Origin of the sequence: uncultured Streptococcus sp., assembly GCF_963516515.1 — a bacterium.
Taxonomy (GTDB): Bacteria; Bacillota; Bacilli; order Lactobacillales; family Streptococcaceae; genus Streptococcus.
Genome location: NZ_CAUQCJ010000010.1, coordinates 1 through 19,650 on the forward strand (window position 1 = coordinate 1; position 19,650 = coordinate 19,650).

Annotated in this window: 17 protein-coding genes and 1 other annotated feature; all 17 genes read left to right on the top strand. The window is 39.6% G+C overall.

What is annotated here, in order from left to right:
* A partial coding sequence (locus RYL77_RS03315; RefSeq protein WP_315009837.1) for a DUF1542 domain-containing protein occupies nucleotides 1-838 on the top strand: 838 nt, incomplete at its 5' end.
* Nucleotides 839-1,290: 452 nt separating this feature from the next.
* The gene (locus tag RYL77_RS03320) at nucleotides 1,291-2,244 is read left to right on the top strand and encodes a competence protein CoiA family protein (protein ID WP_315009839.1); all 954 of its coding nucleotides are present in this window, start codon (nucleotides 1,291-1,293) and stop codon (nucleotides 2,242-2,244) included.
* An 18-nt stretch (nucleotides 2,245-2,262) separates the two neighbouring features.
* A complete protein-coding gene (pepF, locus tag RYL77_RS03325; protein ID WP_315009841.1) occupies nucleotides 2,263-4,065 on the top strand; it encodes an oligoendopeptidase F in 1,803 nt (600 codons plus the stop codon).
* A gap of 1 nt (nucleotide 4,066) precedes the next feature.
* Nucleotides 4,067-4,780: an O-methyltransferase gene (locus tag RYL77_RS03330; protein ID WP_315009843.1), complete on the top strand. Its 714-nt coding sequence runs from the start codon at nucleotides 4,067-4,069 to the stop codon at nucleotides 4,778-4,780.
* A 66-nt stretch (nucleotides 4,781-4,846) separates the two neighbouring features.
* Nucleotides 4,847-5,785, top strand: coding sequence for a peptidylprolyl isomerase PrsA (gene prsA / locus RYL77_RS03335; RefSeq protein WP_315009845.1), 939 nt, complete (start codon nucleotides 4,847-4,849; stop codon nucleotides 5,783-5,785).
* Between the two features lie 160 nt (nucleotides 5,786-5,945).
* A complete protein-coding gene (gene ftsW, locus RYL77_RS03340) occupies nucleotides 5,946-7,169 on the top strand; it encodes a cell division peptidoglycan polymerase FtsW (protein WP_315009847.1) in 1,224 nt (407 codons plus the stop codon).
* A 24-nt stretch (nucleotides 7,170-7,193) separates the two neighbouring features.
* Nucleotides 7,194-9,890: a phosphoenolpyruvate carboxylase gene (gene ppc, locus RYL77_RS03345; RefSeq protein ID WP_315009849.1), complete on the top strand. Its 2,697-nt coding sequence runs from the start codon at nucleotides 7,194-7,196 to the stop codon at nucleotides 9,888-9,890.
* A 95-nt stretch (nucleotides 9,891-9,985) separates the two neighbouring features.
* Nucleotides 9,986-10,203 (top strand) — a binding site (T-box leader).
* A 265-nt stretch (nucleotides 10,204-10,468) separates the two neighbouring features.
* Nucleotides 10,469-11,464 (top strand): tryptophan ABC transporter substrate-binding protein, encoded by a 996-nt coding sequence (gene trpX, locus RYL77_RS03350; RefSeq protein ID WP_004259575.1) that lies wholly within the window; start codon nucleotides 10,469-10,471, stop codon nucleotides 11,462-11,464.
* A gap of 75 nt (nucleotides 11,465-11,539) precedes the next feature.
* Complete coding sequence (locus RYL77_RS03355) at nucleotides 11,540-12,406, top strand: ABC transporter permease (RefSeq protein ID WP_315009851.1); 867 nt, start codon at nucleotides 11,540-11,542, stop codon at nucleotides 12,404-12,406.
* The gene (locus RYL77_RS03360; protein ID WP_315009853.1) at nucleotides 12,403-13,161 is read left to right on the top strand and encodes an ABC transporter ATP-binding protein; all 759 of its coding nucleotides are present in this window, start codon (nucleotides 12,403-12,405) and stop codon (nucleotides 13,159-13,161) included. The genes RYL77_RS03355 and RYL77_RS03360 overlap by 4 nt, the downstream gene beginning before the upstream one ends.
* Before the next feature lie 195 nt (nucleotides 13,162-13,356).
* The gene (dnaG, locus tag RYL77_RS03365) at nucleotides 13,357-15,117 is read left to right on the top strand and encodes a DNA primase (RefSeq protein ID WP_315009855.1); all 1,761 of its coding nucleotides are present in this window, start codon (nucleotides 13,357-13,359) and stop codon (nucleotides 15,115-15,117) included.
* Nucleotides 15,118-15,119: 2 nt separating this feature from the next.
* Nucleotides 15,120-16,229, top strand: coding sequence for an RNA polymerase sigma factor RpoD (gene rpoD / locus RYL77_RS03370; protein ID WP_315009857.1), 1,110 nt, complete (start codon nucleotides 15,120-15,122; stop codon nucleotides 16,227-16,229).
* Nucleotides 16,230-16,243: 14 nt separating this feature from the next.
* On the top strand, nucleotides 16,244-16,573 hold the full coding sequence (locus RYL77_RS03375) for a metal-sulfur cluster assembly factor (RefSeq protein ID WP_033683522.1): 330 nt from the start codon (nucleotides 16,244-16,246) through the stop codon (nucleotides 16,571-16,573).
* Between the two features lie 267 nt (nucleotides 16,574-16,840).
* Entirely contained in the window at nucleotides 16,841-17,884 is a 1,044-nt protein-coding gene (gene cpoA, locus RYL77_RS03380) for an alpha-galactosylglucosyldiacylglycerol synthase (RefSeq protein WP_315009860.1), read from the top strand.
* 15 nt (nucleotides 17,885-17,899) lie between these two features.
* Nucleotides 17,900-19,225 carry a glycosyltransferase family 4 protein gene (locus tag RYL77_RS03385; RefSeq protein WP_315009864.1) on the top strand — a complete coding sequence of 442 codons (1,326 nt, stop codon included), beginning with the start codon at nucleotides 17,900-17,902 and terminating at the stop codon, nucleotides 19,223-19,225.
* Between the two features lie 29 nt (nucleotides 19,226-19,254).
* Nucleotides 19,255-19,431 (top strand): PspC domain-containing protein, encoded by a 177-nt coding sequence (locus RYL77_RS03390; RefSeq protein WP_102210234.1) that lies wholly within the window; start codon nucleotides 19,255-19,257, stop codon nucleotides 19,429-19,431.
* Nucleotides 19,432-19,489: 58 nt separating this feature from the next.
* Entirely contained in the window at nucleotides 19,490-19,624 is a 135-nt protein-coding gene (locus tag RYL77_RS03395; RefSeq protein WP_000863859.1) for a DUF4044 domain-containing protein, read from the top strand.
* Nucleotides 19,625-19,650: the final 26 nt, after the last annotated feature.

A 19,650-nucleotide genomic window follows, 5' to 3' on the forward strand; every position in this document is an offset into this window, starting at 1 on the left:
TGCTATCAATGAAGCGAAGGATCAAGCAGGAGTGGACGGCGCTCAAACTACAGGAACAACAGCAATTAACGCAGTAAATCCAGTAGGTAAAGAGAAAGCCCTAGAAGCAATCCAAACAGCGTCAGAAACTAAGATTGCCTCAATTGATAAGAACGCTAAATTGTCAGACGATGAAAAAGCCGCAGCGAAAGCAGAAGTAGCGCAAGCCGCCATCGCAGCTGTAAATGCTATCAATGAAGCGAAGGATCAAGCAGGAGTGGACGGCGCTCAAACTACAGGAGTTAAAGCAATTGAAGCAGTAAATCCAGTAGGTACAAGCAGTACGAATAGCGCAGGCAACGGTATTACACCACCAACTGTAGAAGTCCCAGCTTATACAGAACCAGTAGGCACAAGTAGTACAGATGGTGAAGGCAATGTTATTATTCCACCAACTGTAGAAGTCCCAGCTTATACAGAACCAGTAGGTACAAGTAGTACAGATGGTGAAGGCAATGTTATTATTCCACCAACTGTAGAAGTCCCAGGCTATACAGAACCAGTAGGCACAAGCAGTACAGCTGGTGACGGCAACGTAGTTACGCCATCAACAGCAGAAGTCCCAGCCTATACAGGTAGTGTGAATGGTATTTCAGAAGAAATGCCAGCTCAGCCACATAAGGACAGCAGTGCTAATGAAATGTCAGATGGAATTCCAGTATCTGAAACTACAATAAATAAAGATCGACAACTTCCAAATACTGGTACAGCAGACTCTACAGTAGCTATGGTAGCAGCTGCAGCAAGTGCAGTACTTGGACTTGCTCTTGCAGGCCGTCGTCGTAAAGAAGACGAATAAGCATAATTTATATATGAGTTAATCTAATCTTTTAGTAAAATTTGTATTTGATTTTATAGCTTATATAGAATTTCTTAAAAAATCTCCTAGTAGTCCATTGATTGCTAGGAGATTTTGGTTCTTTGGCAATTATATAAGGTATAGAAACTGGAATAGTAGGACATGACTTCTGAAGCATTGTTAGAAATTAATACTCTTCGAAAATCTCTTCAAACCACGTCAGCGTCGCCTTACCGTACTCAAGTACAGCTTACGGCTAGCTTCCTAGTTTGCTTTTTGATTTTCATTGAGTATAATTTGACTTTCCTAATCTCTTAGTTCACATTTTATTTCAATATACTATAATTCCCCAATCAATTTGCTTATATTTTATTTCAATTTACTATACTTTTCTTCTATAATTAAAATACGATTATTAATTTTTACGAATAATATAGAAAAGGAGGGAAATCATGTTTGTTGCGAGAGATGCTAGGGGACAGTTGGTAAATGTGTTAGAGGATAAGCTTGAGAAGCAGGCATACACCTGTCCAGCTTGTGGAGGTCAGCTCCGTTTGCGTCAAGGACCAAGTGTCCGAACCCATTTTGCCCACAAATCCCTAAAAGACTGTGATTACTCCTTTGAAAATGAAAGCCCAGAACACCTAGCCAATAAGGAATCTCTCTATCACTGGTTGAAAAAAGAGGCAGAGGTACAATTAGAGTACCCGCTTCCAGATCTTAAACAGATTGCAGATGTATTTGTAAATGGCAATCTAGCTCTAGAGGTTCAGTGTAGTCCCTTGCCTCAAAAAGTCCTTAAAGAGCGCAGTGAGGGCTATCGTAGTCAGGGTTACCAAGTACTGTGGTTGCTGGGTCAAAAACTGTGGCTCAAGGAACGTTTGACTCGTCTGCAACAAGGTTTTCTTTATTTCAGTCAAAATATGGGCTTTTATGTTTGGGAAGTAGACAAGGAAAAACAAGTTTTAAGACTCAAATACCTGATTCACCAAGACCTCCGTGGTAAACTCCATTATCAAATCAAGGAATTTCCCTATGGTCAAGATAGTCTACTGGATATATTCCGTTTTCCCTATAAGAAACAAAAAATATCTCATTTTACAGTCTCTCAGGACAAGGACATCTGTCGCTATATTCAGCAACAACTGTTTTATCAAAATCCCTTTTGGATGAAAGAACAAGCAGAAGCCTATCAAAAGGGAGAAAATCTCCTGACTTATGGCTTGAAAGAATGGTATCCACAAATTCGACCACTAGTAGGTGAGTTTTGTCAAATTGAGAAGGACTTAACCAGCTATTATCAGTATTTTCAAATCTATTACCAAGAAAATCCTCAAAATGATTGGCAAAAGCTTTATCCACCAGCCTTTTATCAGCAATATTTCTTGAAAAATATGGTAGAATAGAAAGGATGGAGGAATCTAATGGTATTACAAAGAAATGAAATAAATGAAAAAGATACATGGGATCTATCAACGATCTACCCAACTGACCAGGCTTGGGAAGAAGCCTTAAAAGAGTTAACAGAACAATTGGAGACAGTAGCCCAGTATGAAGGCCATCTCTTGGATAGTGCGGATAGCCTACTCGAAATCACTGAATTTTCTCTTGAAATGGAACGTCAGATGGAGAAGCTTTACGTTTATGCTCATATGAAAAATGACCAAGACACACGTGAAGCCAAGTATCAAGAGTACTACGCCAAGGCAATGACTCTCTACAGCCAGCTAGACCAAGCCTTTTCATTCTATGAACCTGAATTTATGGAAATTAGTGAAAAGCAGTATGCTGACTTTTTAGAGACTCAACCAAAGTTGCAGGTTTATCAACACTATTTTGACAAGCTTTTACAAGGTAAGGCTCATGTTCTTTCACAACGTGAAGAAGAATTATTAGCTGGAGCTGGAGAAATCTTTGGTTCGGCGAGTGAAACCTTTGCTATTTTAGATAATGCAGATATCGTCTTTCCATTTGTTAAAGACGAAGATGGTAACGAAGTACAATTATCACATGGCGTTTATATGCGTTTAATGGAATCTAAAAATCGTGAGGTGCGTCGTGGTGCCTATCAAGCCCTTTATGCGACTTATGAACAATTCCAACATACTTATGCTAAAACCTTGCAAACAAATGTTAAGGTTCAAAACTATCGTGCCAAAGTTCGCAACTACAAGAGTGCTCGTCATGCAGCTCTCGCAGTAAATTTTGTTCCAGAGAGTGTTTATGACAATTTGGTAGCAGCAGTTCGCAAGCATTTGCCACTCTTGCATCGTTACCTTGAGCTTCGTTCAAAAATCTTGGGAATTTCAGACCTCAAGATGTACGATGTCTACACACCGCTTTCATCTGTTGAATACAGTTTTACCTACCAAGAAGCCTTGAAAAAGGCAGAAGAGGCCTTGGCAGTCTTGGGTGAAGATTATTTGAGCCGTGTTAAACGGGCCTTTAGCGAGCGTTGGATTGATGTTTATGAAAATCAAGGCAAGCGTTCAGGTGCCTACTCTGGTGGTTCTTACGATACCAATGCCTTTATGCTTCTAAACTGGCAGGACAATCTAGACAATCTCTTTACCTTAGTCCATGAAACTGGTCACAGTATGCATTCAAGCTATACTCGCGAAACGCAGCCTTATGTTTATGGAGATTACTCTATCTTCTTGGCAGAGATTGCATCAACTACCAATGAAAATATCTTGACGGAGAAATTATTGGAAGAAGTGGAAGACGACGTAACGCGCTTTGCTATTCTCAATAACTTCTTAGACGGTTTCCGTGGAACAGTTTTCCGCCAAACTCAATTTGCTGAGTTTGAACACGCCATTCACCAAGCGGACCAAAATGGTGAAGTTTTGACAAGCGATTTCTTAAATAAACTCTACGCAGACTTGAACCAAGAGTATTATGGATTGAGCAAGGAAGACAATCCTGAAATCCAATACGAGTGGGCACGCATTCCACACTTCTACTATAACTACTATGTATACCAATATTCAACAGGCTTTGCAGCAGCCTCAGCCTTGGCTGAAAAAATTGTTCATGGTAGTCAAGAAGACCGTGACCGTTATATCGATTACCTTAAGGCTGGTAAATCTGACTACCCACTTAATGTCATGAGAAAAGCTGGTGTTGATATGGAGAAGGAAGACTATCTCAACGATGCTTTTGCAGTCTTCGAACGTCGTTTAAATGAGTTTGAAGCCCTTGTTGAAAAATTGGGATTGGCATAAGATGGTTGAATCGTATAGTAAAAACGCCAACCATAACATGCGTCGTCCTGTTGTCAAGGAAGAAATTGTGGACTTGATGCGCCAGCGCCAAAAGCAAGTCACAGGTTCTTTGAAAGAATTGGAAAACTTTGCTCGTAAGGAAAATATTCCCATCATCCCCCATGAAACGGTTGCTTATTTCCGTTTTCTCATGGAAACCATGCAGCCTAAAAATATTCTGGAAATTGGTACGGCTATCGGTTTTTCAGCTCTCTTGATGGCGGAACATGTGCCAAATGCCAAGATTACAACCATTGATCGCAATCCAGAGATGATTGGATTTGCCAAGGAAAATTTCGCCCAGTTTGACAGTCGCAAGCAAATCACTCTCCTAGAGGGAGAGGCGGTAGATGTCTTATCAACCCTGACAGAGTCCTATGATTTCGTCTTTATGGATTCTGCTAAGTCTAAATACATCGTCTTTTTGCCAGAAATCCTCAAACACTTGGAAGTTGGTGGTGTGGTTGTCTTGGATGATATTTTCCAAGGTGGTGATGTTGTCAAGGATATTATGGAAGTCCGTCGTGGCCAGCGAACTATTTATCGAGGCCTTCAAAGACTGTTTGACGCAACCTTAGATAATCCAGGACTCACCGCAACATTAGTCCCTCTGGGGGACGGCATTCTCATGCTTCGTAAAAATGTAGCAGATGTTCAATTGCCTGACAGCGAATGATTTTCAGAAAAATTTAAGAAAATATAGTAAAATAGATAGGGTAACACTTATCTCAAAGGAGTAGACATGAAGAAAAAACTATTGGCAGGTGCCATTACACTATTATCAGTAGCAACTTTAGCAGCTTGTTCGAAAGGTTCAGAAGGGGCAGACCTTATCAGCATGAAAGGGGATGTCATCACAGAACATCAATTTTATGAGCAAGTGAAAAGCAATCCTTCAGCTCAACAAGTGTTGTTGAACTTGACCATCCAAAAAGTATTTGAGAAACAATATGGCTCAGAAGTAGATGACAAAGAAGTCAACGATACTATTGCCGAAGAAGAAAAACAATATGGTGAAAACTACCAACGTGTCTTGTCACAAGCAGGAATGACTCTTGAAACACGTAAAGCTCAAATTCGTACAAGTAAATTAGTTGAGTTGGCAGTTAAAAAAGCAGCAGAAGCTGAATTGACAGATGATGCTTACAAGAAGACCTTTGATGAGTACACTCCAGATGTGACTGCTCAAATCATTCGTCTTGATAATGAGGATAAAGCGAAAGAAATTCTTGAAAAAGCCAAGGCAAGTGGCGCAGATTTCGCTCAATTAGTCAAAGATAACTCAACTGATGAGAAAACCAAAGCGAATGGTGGAGAAATCACCTTTGATTCTGCTTCAACAGAAGTACCAGAACAAGTTAAAAAAGCTGCTTTTGCTTTAGATGTAAATGGTGTTTCTGATGTGATTAAAGCCACTGGCACACAAGCCTATAGTAGCCAATATTACATTGTAAAACTCACTAAGAAAACAGAAAAATCATCTAATATCGATGATTATAAAGAAAAATTAAAAACTGTTATCTTAACTCAAAAACAGAACGATGCAACATTTGTTCAAAGCATTATCGGAAAAGAATTGCAAGCAGCTAATATCAAGGTCAAAGACCAAGCCTTCCAAAATATCTTTACCCAATATATCGGTGGTGGAGATTCAAGCTCAAGTAGTTCATCAAAAGAATAAAACAGAAAAGAGCCAAGTGCTCTTTTTCTTATGAGAAAATCTTCTATCTTAAGGATAAGAGTTTTTTTCTTTCGGAAAAAATGGTATAATAGCAATCAAAACTAGAAAATAAACGGAATTTGGGAATAATTTCTTTTGTTCTCATTAGATTGGTGATACTATGAAGATTAGTAAGAGGCACCTATTAAACTATTCTATCCTAGTTCCATATTTGCTTTTATCTATTTTGGGCTTGGTTGTAGTCTATTCTACAACCAGTGCCATTCTTATCGAAGAAGGTAAAAGTGCCCTGCAATTAGTTCGAAGTCAGGGAATGTTTTGGGTGTTTAGTTTAATATTGATTGCCTTGATATATAAGCTGAAACTGAATTTTTTAAGAAAAGAACGACTTTTATTTATTGTTATGTTTGTTGAGCTAATTCTATTAGCTCTGGCTCGTATAATTGGTACGCCGGTTAATGGAGCCTATGGTTGGATATCAGTAGGACCTTTGACCATTCAGCCAGCTGAGTATTTGAAGATTATTATCGTCTGGTACTTGGCTCAACGCTTTTCAAAACAACAGGATGAAATTGCTGTTTATGATTTCCAAGTTTTAACTCAAAATCAATGGATTCCTCGTGCTTTTAATGATTGGCGCTTTGTCCTCTTGGTCATGATAGGAAGTCTGGCTATTTTCCCAGATTTGGGGAATGCTACTATCCTAGCTTTGGTTGCCTTGATTATGTATACACTTAGTGGGATTGCTCATCGCTGGTTTGTAGCCTTTATCGGTCTTTTGTTTGGAGTTTCCGCCCTTTCCTTAACAGCTATTGATATGATAGGGGTTGATAAGTTTTTAAAAGTTCCAGTATTTGGATATGTGGCTAAGCGTTTCAGTGCCTACTTTAATCCCTTTGCTGATTTGGCAGGAGCTGGTCACCAACTCGCAAATTCCTATTTTGCCATGGTCAATGGTGGCTGGTTTGGTCTAGGTTTAGGAAACTCAATCGAAAAACGTGGCTATCTACCAGAAGCCCATACAGACTTTGTATTTTCAATTGTCATTGAAGAATTTGGCTTTGTGGGAGCCAGCTTGATTTTGGCCCTTGTCTTTTTCCTTATTCTGCGAATTATTCTGGTGGGAATTCGTGCTAAGAATCCCTTTAATTCCATGATGGCGATTGGGGTTGGGGGGATGATGTTGGTCCAGGTCTTTGTCAATATCGGTGGAATTTCTGGTATTATTCCTTCGACAGGAGTAACCTTCCCTTTCTTATCGCAAGGAGGGAATAGTCTTCTGGTCTTGTCTGTAGCCATCGCCTTTGTCTTAAATATTGATGCAAGTGAAAAACGTGCTCAATTGTATGAGGAGTTAGAAGCTCACTCCTCAAACTATATGTAGAGCTGAGAGTGGAAAGGATTACCTATGTCTCTTCAAAAATTAGAAAACTATAGTAATAAAGCTGTCGTGCAAGAAGAAGTGTTGATTTTAACAGAATTGTTAGAAGATATCACTAAAAACATGCTTGCCCCAGAGACTTTTGAAAAAATCATGCAGTTGAAAGAATTATCAACTCAAGAAGATTATCAAGGCTTGAACCAATTAGTTACTAGTCTGACAAATGATGAAATGGCTTATATTTCACGCTATTTCTCTATCTTGCCCCTTTTGATTAATATTTCAGAAGACGTTGATTTGGCCTATGAAATCAACCACCAAAATAATATCGATCAAGATTATCTTGGTAAGTTATCAGCAACGATTAAAATGGTTGCAGAAAAAGAAAATGCGGTTGAAATTTTAGAACATTTGAATGTTGTTCCTGTTTTGACAGCTCACCCAACACAAGTGCAACGTAAGAGTATGCTGGATTTGACTAACCATATCCATACCCTCTTGCGTAAGTATCGTGATGTGAAATTAGGCTTGATTAATAAGGAAAAATGGCATAATGATCTCCGTCGTTACATTGAGATTATCATGCAGACAGATATGATTCGTGAAAAGAAATTGAAAGTAACCAATGAAATCACGAATGTTATGGAATACTACAATAGTTCATTCCTGAAGGCAGTTCCTCATTTGACTGCTGAGTACAAGCGTCTGGCTAAAAAACACGGTTTGGAGTTGAAACATCCTAAACCAATTACCATGGGAATGTGGATTGGTGGAGACCGTGATGGGAATCCCTTTGTTACAGCAGATACCTTGAAGAAATCTGCTATGACACAGTGTGAAGTCATCATGAACTACTACGATGAAAAGATTTATCAACTTTATCGTGAGTTCTCTCTCTCAACTAGTATTGTCAATGTCAGCAAGCAAGTCAGAGAAATGGCTCGTCAATCTAAGGATAACTCAATTTATCGTGAAAAAGAACTGTATCGTCGCGCTTTGTTTGATATTCAATCAAAAATCCAAGCAACAAAAGCCTATCTTATTGAAGATAAGGAAGTTGGAGCTCGCTATGAAACAGCCAATGACTTTTATAAGGACTTAGTTACTATCCGTGATTCCCTCTTGGAAAATAAGGGTGAAGCACTGATTTCTGGTGATTTTGTTGAGCTGATTCAGGCAGTTGAAATTTTTGGATTCTATTTGGCATCTATTGACATGCGTCAAGATTCTAGTGTTCATGAGGCCTGCGTAGCAGAACTCTTGAAATCAGCAGGAATTCATTCGCGTTATAGCGAACTAAGTGAAGAAGAAAAATGCCAGCTTCTCTTGAAAGAATTAGAAGAAGATCCACGTATTCTTTCTGCCACTCATGTTGAAAAATCAGAGTTACTTGAAAAAGAATTGGCTATCTTTAAGGCTGCTCGTAATTTGAAAGATAAGTTGGGTGATGATGTTATTCGTCAGACTATCATTTCACATGCAACCAGCGTATCAGACATGTTGGAATTGGCTATCTTGCTAAAAGAAGTAGGGTTAGTTGATAAAGAAAGAGCCCGTGTCCAAATCGTTCCTCTCTTTGAAACAATCGAGGACTTGGACCACTCAGAAGAAACCATGAGAGAATACCTTTCTCTTCCTCTTGCTAAGAAATGGATTGCTTCACGTAATAATTACCAAGAAATCATGCTTGGTTACTCTGATAGTAATAAAGATGGTGGTTACTTATCATCATGTTGGACCCTCTACAAGGCTCAACAACAATTGACTGCTATTGGAGATGAATTTGGCGTTAAGGTTACCTTCTTCCACGGCCGTGGTGGGACTGTCGGTCGTGGTGGTGGACCAACCTATGAAGCCATCACCTCTCAACCGCTCAAGTCTATCAAGGATCGTATCCGTTTGACGGAGCAGGGTGAAGTAATTGGCAATAAATACGGTAACAAAGATGCTGCCTATTATAACCTTGAAATGTTGGTTTCAGCAGCTATTAACCGTATGATTACTCAGTGGAAGAGTGATACTAATACCTCAAATCGCTATGAGGCTATTATGGATCAAGTAGTGGACCGTAGTTATGATATTTACCGAGACCTAGTCTTTGGGAATGAACACTTCTATGATTATTTCTTTGAGTCAAGTCCTATTAAGGCCATTTCCAGCTTTAATATCGGTTCTCGTCCAGCTGCTCGTAAGACTATTACAGAAATCGGTGGTTTGCGTGCCATTCCTTGGGTCTTCTCATGGTCACAAAGTCGCGTCATGTTCCCTGGTTGGTATGGTGTCGGATCAAGCTTCAAGGAATTTATCGATAAAAATCCAGAAAATATCGCTATCTTACGAGATATGTACCAAAATTGGCCTTTCTTCCAATCTCTCCTTTCAAATGTAGACATGGTCTTGTCAAAATCTAACATGAATATTGCTTTTGAATATGCTAAGTTATGTGAAGATGATCAAGTGAAAGCTATTTATGATACTATTTTAGACGAATGGCAATTAACGAAAAATGTTATCCTAGAGATTGAAGGGTATGACGAATTATTAGCTGAAAATCCATATCTGAAAGCAAGTTTGGATTACCGTATGCCATACTTTAATATTCTCAACTATATCCAGTTGGAGTTGATTAAACGACAACGTCGAGGAGAATTGTCAAGCGATCAAGAAAAATTAATTCATACAACCATCAACGGAATTGCGACAGGATTGCGTAATTCGGGTTGATACCTATCAAACTTCCTCTTTTCTATAGGGGAAGTTTTTGATATTTCAAAAAAATGCTAAAAGAGTCTTGACAACTAGTTGAAAAATGATATAATTTAACCATTCAGAAAAGTAGTCATACAAACTTTTTAGAGAGTCTGTGGTAGCTGAAAACAGATAAGTGGCGATGATGAAAATTGGGCTGAATGTTATTTAGAATTTGAAATCATAAAAATTCGGTGAGCACACCTTACAGTGCATCTCGTTATTGCGAGACAGAGCGATAGGGAAATTCCCTATAATTGAGGTGGTACCGCGCATCGACGTCCTCACACAAGTTTTTTGTGTGAGGACTTTTTTTGCTGGAGGTTAGTATGGAAAGAAAACGATGGCGTCGCTTGTTTATACTCAATGAAAATCAAAAAGCAAACTAGGAAGCTAGCCGCAGGTTGCTCAAAGCACTGCTTTGAGGTTGTGGATAGAACTGACGAAGTCAGTAACCATAGCTACGGCAAGGTGAAGCTGACGTGGTTTGAAGAGATTTTCGAAGAGTATTAGATAAGTGAAGTATTTTAAAGGAATTAAAAAGGAGAAATAGAATGAAAAATAAACGTTTAATTGGAATTATCGCTGCATTAGCAGTCTTAGTAGCAGGAAGCTTGATTTACTCTTCAATGAATAAACCAGAAGCTAAGAACGAAAAGAAAGTTGCCAAAGTTGGTGTCCTTCAGTTTGTGAGCCATCCATCTCTTGACTTGATTTATAAAGGGATTCAAGATGGACTTGCAGAAGAAGGATATAAAGATGATCAGTTGAAAATCGACTTTATGAACTCAGAAGGTGACCAAAGTAAGGTTGCGACAATGAGTAAACAATTGGTTGCAAATGGCAATGACCTTGTGGTTGGTATTGCAACACCAGCAGCTCAAGGATTGGCTAGTGCAACAAAAGATCTACCTGTTATCATGGCTGCTATTACAGACCCGATCGGTGCGAACTTGGTTAAAGATTTGAAAAAACCAGGTGGCAACATTACAGGAGTGTCTGACCACAATCCAGCTCAACAACAAGTTGAACTCATCAAGGCTCTAACACCAAATGTGAAAACAATCGGAGCTCTTTACTCAAGTAGCGAAGACAATTCAAAAACACAGGTAGAAGAATTTAAGGCTTATGCTGAAAAAGCAGGTTTGACAGTAGAAACATTTGCTGTTCCTTCAACAAATGAAATTGCTTCAACAGTTAACGTTATGACTAGCAAGGTCGATGCTATCTGGGTTCCAATCGACAACACCATTGCATCTGCATTTTCAACAGTTGTATCAAGCAACCAATCAGCTAAAAAGCCAATCTATCCAAGCGCGACTGCCATGGTAGAAGCTGGTGGTTTGGCATCAGTTGTAGTTGACCAACATGACCTTGGTGTGGCAACAGGTAAAATGATTGCGCAAGTCTTGAAAGGTGCAAAACCAGCTGATACTCCAGTCAATGTCTTTTCAACTGGTAAGTCAGTAATTAACAAAAAATTGGCACAAGAATTAGGTATTACGATTCCTGAATCTGTTCTAAAAGAAGCAGGACAAGTGATTGAATAATCTGCAATGGAGGAGTTGGGGACATCTCCTCCAATTTTTTACAATAGAAATCATATAGAAAAGGTTAAGAAACAGATGATATTATCTATTATTTCTCAAGGATTTGTCTGGGCTATTTTAGGTCTGGGGATCTTTATGACATTTAGGATTTTAAACTTTCCAGATATGACGACAGAAGGTTCCTTCCCTCTTGGGGGAGCTGTTGCTGTCACTCTGATAACCAAAGGTGTAAATCCCTTCTTAGCGACACTGCTTGCTGTTGGAGCAGGTTGTTTGGCTGGAATGGCAGCAGGACTTCTTTATACAAAAGGGAAGATTCCAACCTTGCTCTCAGGGATTTTGGTGATGACTTCTTGTCACTCTATCATGCTCTTGATTATGGGACGTGCCAATTTAGGTTTGCTTGGAACCAAGCAAATTCAGGATGTCTTGCCTTTTGATTCAGACTTGAACCAACTCTCGACAGGTCTTATCTTTGTCAGTCTTGTCATTGCTCTCATGCTCTTTTTCTTGGATACCAAACTAGGACAGGCATATATTGCTACAGGTGACAATCCTGATATGGCTAGAAGTTTTGGAATTCATACTGGGCGCATGGAGCTCATGGGCTTGGTCTTATCAAATGGGGTAATTGCCCTTGCAGGAGCTCTCATTGCCCAGCAAGAAGGATATGCCGATGTATCTCGAGGAATCGGGGTTATCGTTGTGGGGCTTGCAAGTTTGATTATTGGAGAAGTTATCTTCAAGAGTTTGAGCTTGGCAGAGCGTTTGGTTACAATCGTTGTAGGTTCTATTGCCTATCAATTCTTAGTGTGGGCAGTTATCGCGCTTGGATTTAACACAAGCTACCTTCGTTTGTACAGTGCCGTGATTTTGGCAGTCTGCCTCATGATTCCTACATTTAAGCAAACAATCTTGAAAGGAGCCAAATTAAGCAAATGACAGCAATTGTAGAATTAAAAAATGCAACCAAAGTCGTTAAAAATGGCTTTGATGAAGAAAAGATTATTTTAAATGATGTTTCCTTAGAAATTTTTGAACAGGATTTTATCACGATATTAGGTGGAAATGGTGCTGGTAAATCAACTCTCTTTAACACCATTGCAGGCACCTTGTCCTTAACCAGTGGAACAATCCGTATTTTGGGTGAAGATGTTACCAAGTTTTCACCAGAGAAACGAGCTAAGTATTTGTCACGTGTTTTCCAAGATCCAAAGATGGGGACAGCTCCTCGTATGACAGTAGCTGAAAATCTTTTAATTGCCAAGTTTCGTGGTGAAAAGCGTGGATTGTTACCAAGACGTCTGGCTAGCTTTAAGGATGAATTTCAGGCGACCATTGAAAAAGTAGGAAATGGTCTTGAGAAACACTTGAATACACCGATTGAGTTCTTATCAGGTGGACAAAGACAGGCCTTGAGTCTCTTGATGGCAACCTTGAAGCGACCTGAATTACTCTTGCTAGATGAGCATACTGCAGCCCTTGATCCAAAGACAAGTGTCGCACTCATGGAGTTGACAGATGAATTTGTCAAGAAAGATCAGCTGACAGCCCTTATGATTACTCATCATATGGAAGATGCTCTCAAATATGGTAATCGTCTGATTGTCATGAAGGAAGGTCGTATAATTCAAGACCTCAATAATGAAGAAAAATCTAAGATGAAAATCTCAGACTACTATCAATTATTTGAATAGATGAACTTTATTTTCATTAAAAAATAGAGAAGAAAAACTTAGAAGAATTAAAGTGTTTCTGAGTTTTTTAACTTTCTTTTCTATCTAGAAAAATAAGGCAAAGAGAATTACGGAAAGCGTATGAAATGGTTTACTTTTTTTCTGAAATAAAGTATACTATATAAAGTAAACTATGATAACATGGAGGTATTGTGTATGGTTGACAAAAAAGTCATTGAAGAAATCAAAAACAATGCCAACATTGTGGAAGTCATAGGAGATGTGATTTCTTTACAAAAGGCAGGACGGAACTATCTAGGGCTCTGTCCTTTTCATGGTGAAAAAACACCTTCTTTCAACGTTGTAGAGGACAAGCAGTTTTACCACTGTTTTGGCTGTGGTCGCTCAGGTGATGTCTTTAAGTTCATCGAGGAGTACCAAGGTGTTCCCTTTATGGAGGCTGTCCAAATCTTAGGTCAGCGTGTTGGGATAGAGGTTGAAAAACCGCTTTATAGTGAACAGAAACCAGCCTCGCCTCACCAAGCTCTTTATGATATGCATGAAGATGCTGCCAAATTTTATCATGCTATTCTCATGACAACGACTATGGGGGAAGAGGCCAGAAACTACCTTTATCAGCGTGGTTTGACAGATGAAGTGCTCAAACATTTTCGGATTGGTTTGGCACCTCCAGAACGAAACTATCTCTATCAACGTTTGTCTGCTCAGTATCGTGATGAGGATTTTCTAGATTCAGGACTGTTTTATCTCTCTGATGCCAATCAATTTGTAGACACCTTTCACAATCGCATTATGTTTCCCCTTACAAATGATCAGGGAAAGGTCATTGCCTTCTCAGGTCGTATCTGGCAGAAAACGGATTCACAAACTTCTAAGTATAAAAATAGCAGATCGACTGCAATTTTTAACAAAAGTTACGAATTATATCATATGGATAGGGCAAAAAAATCTTCTGGTAAAGCCAGTGAGATTTACCTCATGGAAGGGTTCATGGATGTCATTGCAGCCTATCGGGCTGGAATCGAAAATGCTGTGGCATCTATGGGAACAGCCTTGAGTCGTGAGCATGTTGAGCATCTGAAAAGGTTAACCAAGAAGTTGGTTCTTGTTTACGATGGCGATAAGGCTGGGCAAGCTGCGACATTGAAAGCCCTGGATGAAATTGGCGATATGCCTGTGCAAATCGTCAGCATGCCTGATAACTTGGATCCAGATGAGTATCTACAAAAAAATGGTCCAGAAGATTTGGCCTATCTATTAACGAAAACTCGTATTAGTCCGATTGAGTTTTACATTCACCAGTACAAGCCTGAAAATAGTGAAAATTTGCAGGCTCAGATTGAGTTTATTGAAAAAATAGCTCCCTTGATTGTTCAAGAAAAGTCCATCACTGCTCAAAACAGCTATATTCATATTTTAGCTGACAGTCTGGCGTCCTTTGATTATGCCCAGATTGAGCAGATTGTTAATGAGAGTCGACAGGCACAAAGACAGAATCGCATGGAAGGGATTTCCAGACCGACGCCAATCACCATGCCTGTCACCAAGCAGTTATCGGCTATTATGAGGGCAGAATCCCATCTACTTTATCGAATGATGGAATCCCCTCTTGTTTTGAATGATTACCGTTTGAGAGAAGATTTTGCATTTGACACACCTGAATTTCAGGTCTTATATGACTTGCTTGGTCAGTATGGCAATCTTCCTCCAGAAGTTCTAGCAGAACAGACAGAGGAAGTTGAAAGAGCTTGGTACCAAGTCTTAGCTCAGGATTTGCCTGCTGAGATGTCACCGCAGGAACTTAGTGAAGTAGAGATGACTCGAAACAAGGCTCTCTTGAATCAGGACAATATGAGAATCAAAAAGAAGGTGCAGGAAGCTAGCCATGTAGGAGATACCGACACAGCCCTAGAAGAATTGGAACGTTTAATTTCCCAAAAGAGAAGAATGGAGTAATAATGGCAACAAAACAAAAAGAAGTAACAACATTTGACGTACAAGTAGCAGAATTTATCCGTAATCATAAGCAAAAAGGGACAGCAGCAGACGATGAAATTAATGCTAGTCTAGTAATTCCTTTTACCTTGGATGCTGATGGGATAGAAGATCTTTTGCAACGGATTCAGGATGCAGGGATTTCAATCACAGATAACGAAGGAAATCCAAGTGCGCGTGTTCTTAGTGCAGAAGAAGAGCCAGAACTCAGCGACGAGGACTTGATTGGTTCAACTTCGGCTAAGGTCAACGACCCTGTCCGTATGTACTTGAAAGAAATTGGTGTCGTTCCCCTCTTGACCAATGAAGAGGAAAAAGAATTGGCACTAGCAGTTGAAGCTGGCGATATCGAAGCTAAACAACGTCTTGCGGAAGCCAACCTTCGTTTGGTTGTTTCCATCGCCAAACGCTATGTCGGCCGTGGTATGCAGTTCCTTGACTTGATTCAAGAAGGAAACATGGGCTTGATGAAGGCAGTTGACAAGTTTGACTATTCTAAAGGATTCAAATTCTCAACTTACGCAACTTGGTGGATTCGTCAGGCCATCACTCGTGCTATTGCGGATCAAGCTCGTACCATCCGTATCCCAGTCCACATGGTTGAAACTATTAATAAATTGGTTCGTGAACAACGTAATCTCCTTCAAGAATTGGGACAAGATCCAACGCCAGAACAAATTGCTGAACGTATGGATATGACCCCTGATAAGGTGCGTGAAATCTTGAAGATTGCCCAAGAACCAGTATCGCTTGAAACACCAATCGGTGAAGAGGATGATAGCCATCTTGGGGACTTTATCGAAGATGAAGTGATTGAAAATCCAGTGGACTATACAACTCGTATCGTCTTGCGTGAGCAGTTGGATGAGGTCTTGGATACTCTTACAGACCGTGAAGAAAATGTTTTGCGTCTGCGTTTTGGGCTAGATGATGGTAAAATGCGTACCCTTGAAGATGTGGGTAAAGTCTTTAACGTGACTCGTGAGCGTATCCGTCAGATTGAAGCTAAAGCTTTGAGAAAACTACGCCAACCAAGTCGCAGCAAACCGCTTCGTGATTTTATTGAAGACTAAGAGTGAGGATAAATATGGCTTATACAGAAGAACAAATCGAAACTATCAAAACACGAATTTTATCAGCCTTGGAAGAAGTCATCGACCCTGAGTTGGGGATTGATATTGTCAATCTTGGGTTGATTTATGAGATTCGTTTTGACGGCGACACAGGACAAACAGAGATTGATATGACTTTGACAACTATGGGTTGTCCCCTAGCGGACCTTTTGACGGACCAGATTTATGATGCCATGACAGAGGTTCCAGAAGTAACTGATACTGAGGTTAAATTAGTCTGGTATCCAGCCTGGACCGTTGAAAAAATGAGTCGCTATGCACGCATTGCCCTAGGCATTAAGTAATACTCTTCGAAAATCAAATTCAAACCACGTCAGCTTCACCTTGCCGTAGCTATGGTTACTGACTTCGTCAGTTCTATCCACAACCTCAAAGCAGTGCTTTGAGCAGCCTGCGGCTAGCTTCCTAGTTTGCTCTTTGATTTTCATTGAGTATAAACATATAAAAGCATGTGAGAGACCAATGGAAAAGATAGGAAATTTCCCCTCTTTTCCTCTAGTCTCTCCTTTCTTTTGCTGATTTTATTCAAAGAAAATGATATAATAGTAGTTATGGAAAAAAAGAAATTACGCATCAATATGTTGAGTTCAAGTGAGAAAGTAGCAGGACAAGGAGTTTCAGGTGCCTACCGTGAATTAGTTCGTCTTCTTCACCGTGATGCCAAGGACCAATTGATTGTTACAGAAAATCTTCCAATCGAGGCAGATGTGACTCACTTTCATACAATTGATTTCCCCTATTATTTATCAACATTCCAAAAGAAACGCTCAGGTAGGAAAATTGGCTATGTGCATTTCTTACCTGATACACTTGAGGGGAGTTTGAAAATTCCATTTTTCTTAAAGGGAATTGTGAAACGCTATGTATTTTCTTTTTACAACCGGATGGAGCATTTGGTGGTGGTCAATCCTATGTTTATAGAGGATTTGGTCGCAGCTGGTATTCCACGTGAAAAAGTGACCTATATTCCTAACTTTGTCAACAAGGAAAAATGGCATCCTCTTCCACAAGAAGAGGTAGCGAGACTGCGAACAGAACTTGGCGTTAGTGACAATCAGTTTATCGTAGTAGGTGCTGGTCAAGTCCAGAAACGCAAAGGGATTGATGATTTTATCTGTCTGGCTGAGGAATTGCCTCAGATTACCTTTATCTGGGCGGGTGGTTTCTCTTTTGGTGGTATGACAGATGGTTATGAACGCTACAAGAAAATGATGGATAATCCTCCAGAAAATTTGATTTTTCCAGGTATCGTATCACCAGAGCGAATGCGTGAGTTGTATGCCCTAGCGGATCTTTTCTTGTTGCCTAGTTATAATGAGCTCTTCCCTATGACTATTTTAGAGGCTGCCAGTTGTGAAGCTCCGATTATGTTACGTGATTTGGATCTCTATAAGGTTATTTTGGAGGGAAATTATCGGGGGACAGCAGATAGAGAAGAGATGAAAGAGGCTATTTTAGAATATCAAGCAAATCCTGTTGCCTTAAAAGATCTCAAAGACAAAGCTAAGAATATTTCTAGAGAGTATTCTGAAGAGCATCTGTTACAAATTTGGTTGGACTTTTATGAGAAACAAGCCGCTTTAGGGAGAAAGTAAAAAGTGAGGTAATCTATGCGAATTGGTTTATTTACAGATACCTATTTTCCTCAGGTTTCAGGTGTTGCGACCAGTATTCGAACCCTGAAAACAGAACTTGAAAAGCAGGGGCATGTTGTTTTTATCTTTACGACGACGGATAAGGATGTCAATCGCTATGAAGATTGGCAAATTATACGCATTCCAAGTGTTCCCTTTTTTGCTTTTAAAGATCGCCGCTTTGCCTATCGAGGCTTTAGCAAGGCGCTTGAAATTGCTAAACAGTATCAGCTAGATATTATTCATACTCAGACAGAATTTTCTCTTGGTCTGTTGGGGATTTGGATTGCGCGTGAACTGAAAATTCCAGTCATTCATACCTATCACACCCAGTACGAAGACTATGTGCATTATATTGCCAAGGGGATGTTGATTCGTCCGAGTATGGTCAAGTATCTGGTCAGAGGTTTCCTTCATGACGTGGATGGGGTTATTTGCCCGAGTGAGATTGTTCGGGACTTGCTATCTGACTATAAAGTCAAGGTTGAAAAGCGAGTCATTCCAACTGGGATTGAATTAGCCAAATTTGAACGTCCAGAAATAAAGCAAGAAAATCTAAAAGAACTACGTAGTAAACTAGGGATTCAAGATGATGAAAAGATGCTGCTTAGTCTTTCCAGAATTTCCTATGAAAAAAATATTCAAGCAGTACTAGCAGCCTTTGCAGAAGTTCTGAGAGAGGAAGACAAGGTGAAACTGGTAGTTGCTGGGGATGGGCCTTATCTGGATGACCTCAAAGAGCAAGCCCAGAAACTAGAGATTCAAGATTCAGTCATCTTTACAGGCATGATTGCTCCTAGTGAGACAGCTCTTTATTATAAGGCAGCAGATTTCTTCATCTCGGCATCGACAAGTGAAACGCAAGGTTTGACTTATTTAGAAAGCTTAGCTAGTGGAACGCCTGTAATTGCTCACGGAAATCCTTATCTGGACAATCTCATCAATGACAAGATGTTCGGAACCTTGTATTATGGAGAGAATGATTTGGCTGGAGCTATCTTAGAAGCCCTGATTGCAACACCAGATATGAATGAGCATGTCTTATCAGAAAAATTGTATGAGATTTCAGCGGAGAACTTTGGAAAACGAGTGCATGAATTTTATTTGGATGCCATTATTTCAAATAATTTCGAGAAAGATTTGGCCAAAGATGATACGGTCAGTCAGCGTATCTTTAAGACAGTTTTGTATCTTCCACAACAGGTGGTTGCTGTGCCCGTAAAAGGCTCTAGACGAATGCTGAAGGCATCAAAAACACAGTTAATCAGCATCAGAGATTATTGGAAAGACCGTGAAGAATAGAAAGAGGAACAGCTATGAAAAAACAATTAATGAGAAGTGGTCATGATAAAAAGATTGCAGGTGTTTGTGCTGGAGTGGCTAATTATTTTGATATGGATCCCACTATTGTTCGTGTAATATGGGGTGTTCTTGCTTTTGGTTATGGAGCTGGAATTGTAGCCTATATCATTTTATGGATTATTGCACCAGTAGCAACTGACTATTGAAAACTAGCTGAATTCATGCTAAGATAATAGAAAATAGAATGTAACGAAGGAGAAAAAAATGGCATTTGGAGATAATGGAAATCGTAAAAAAACTATGTTTGAGAAAATAACCTTGTTTATCGTGATTATCATGCTAGTAGCAAGTTTATTGGGAATTTTTGCAACTGCAATTGGTGCCCTCAGTAATCTATAAAATAGATTCAAGAAAATTTTGTGACT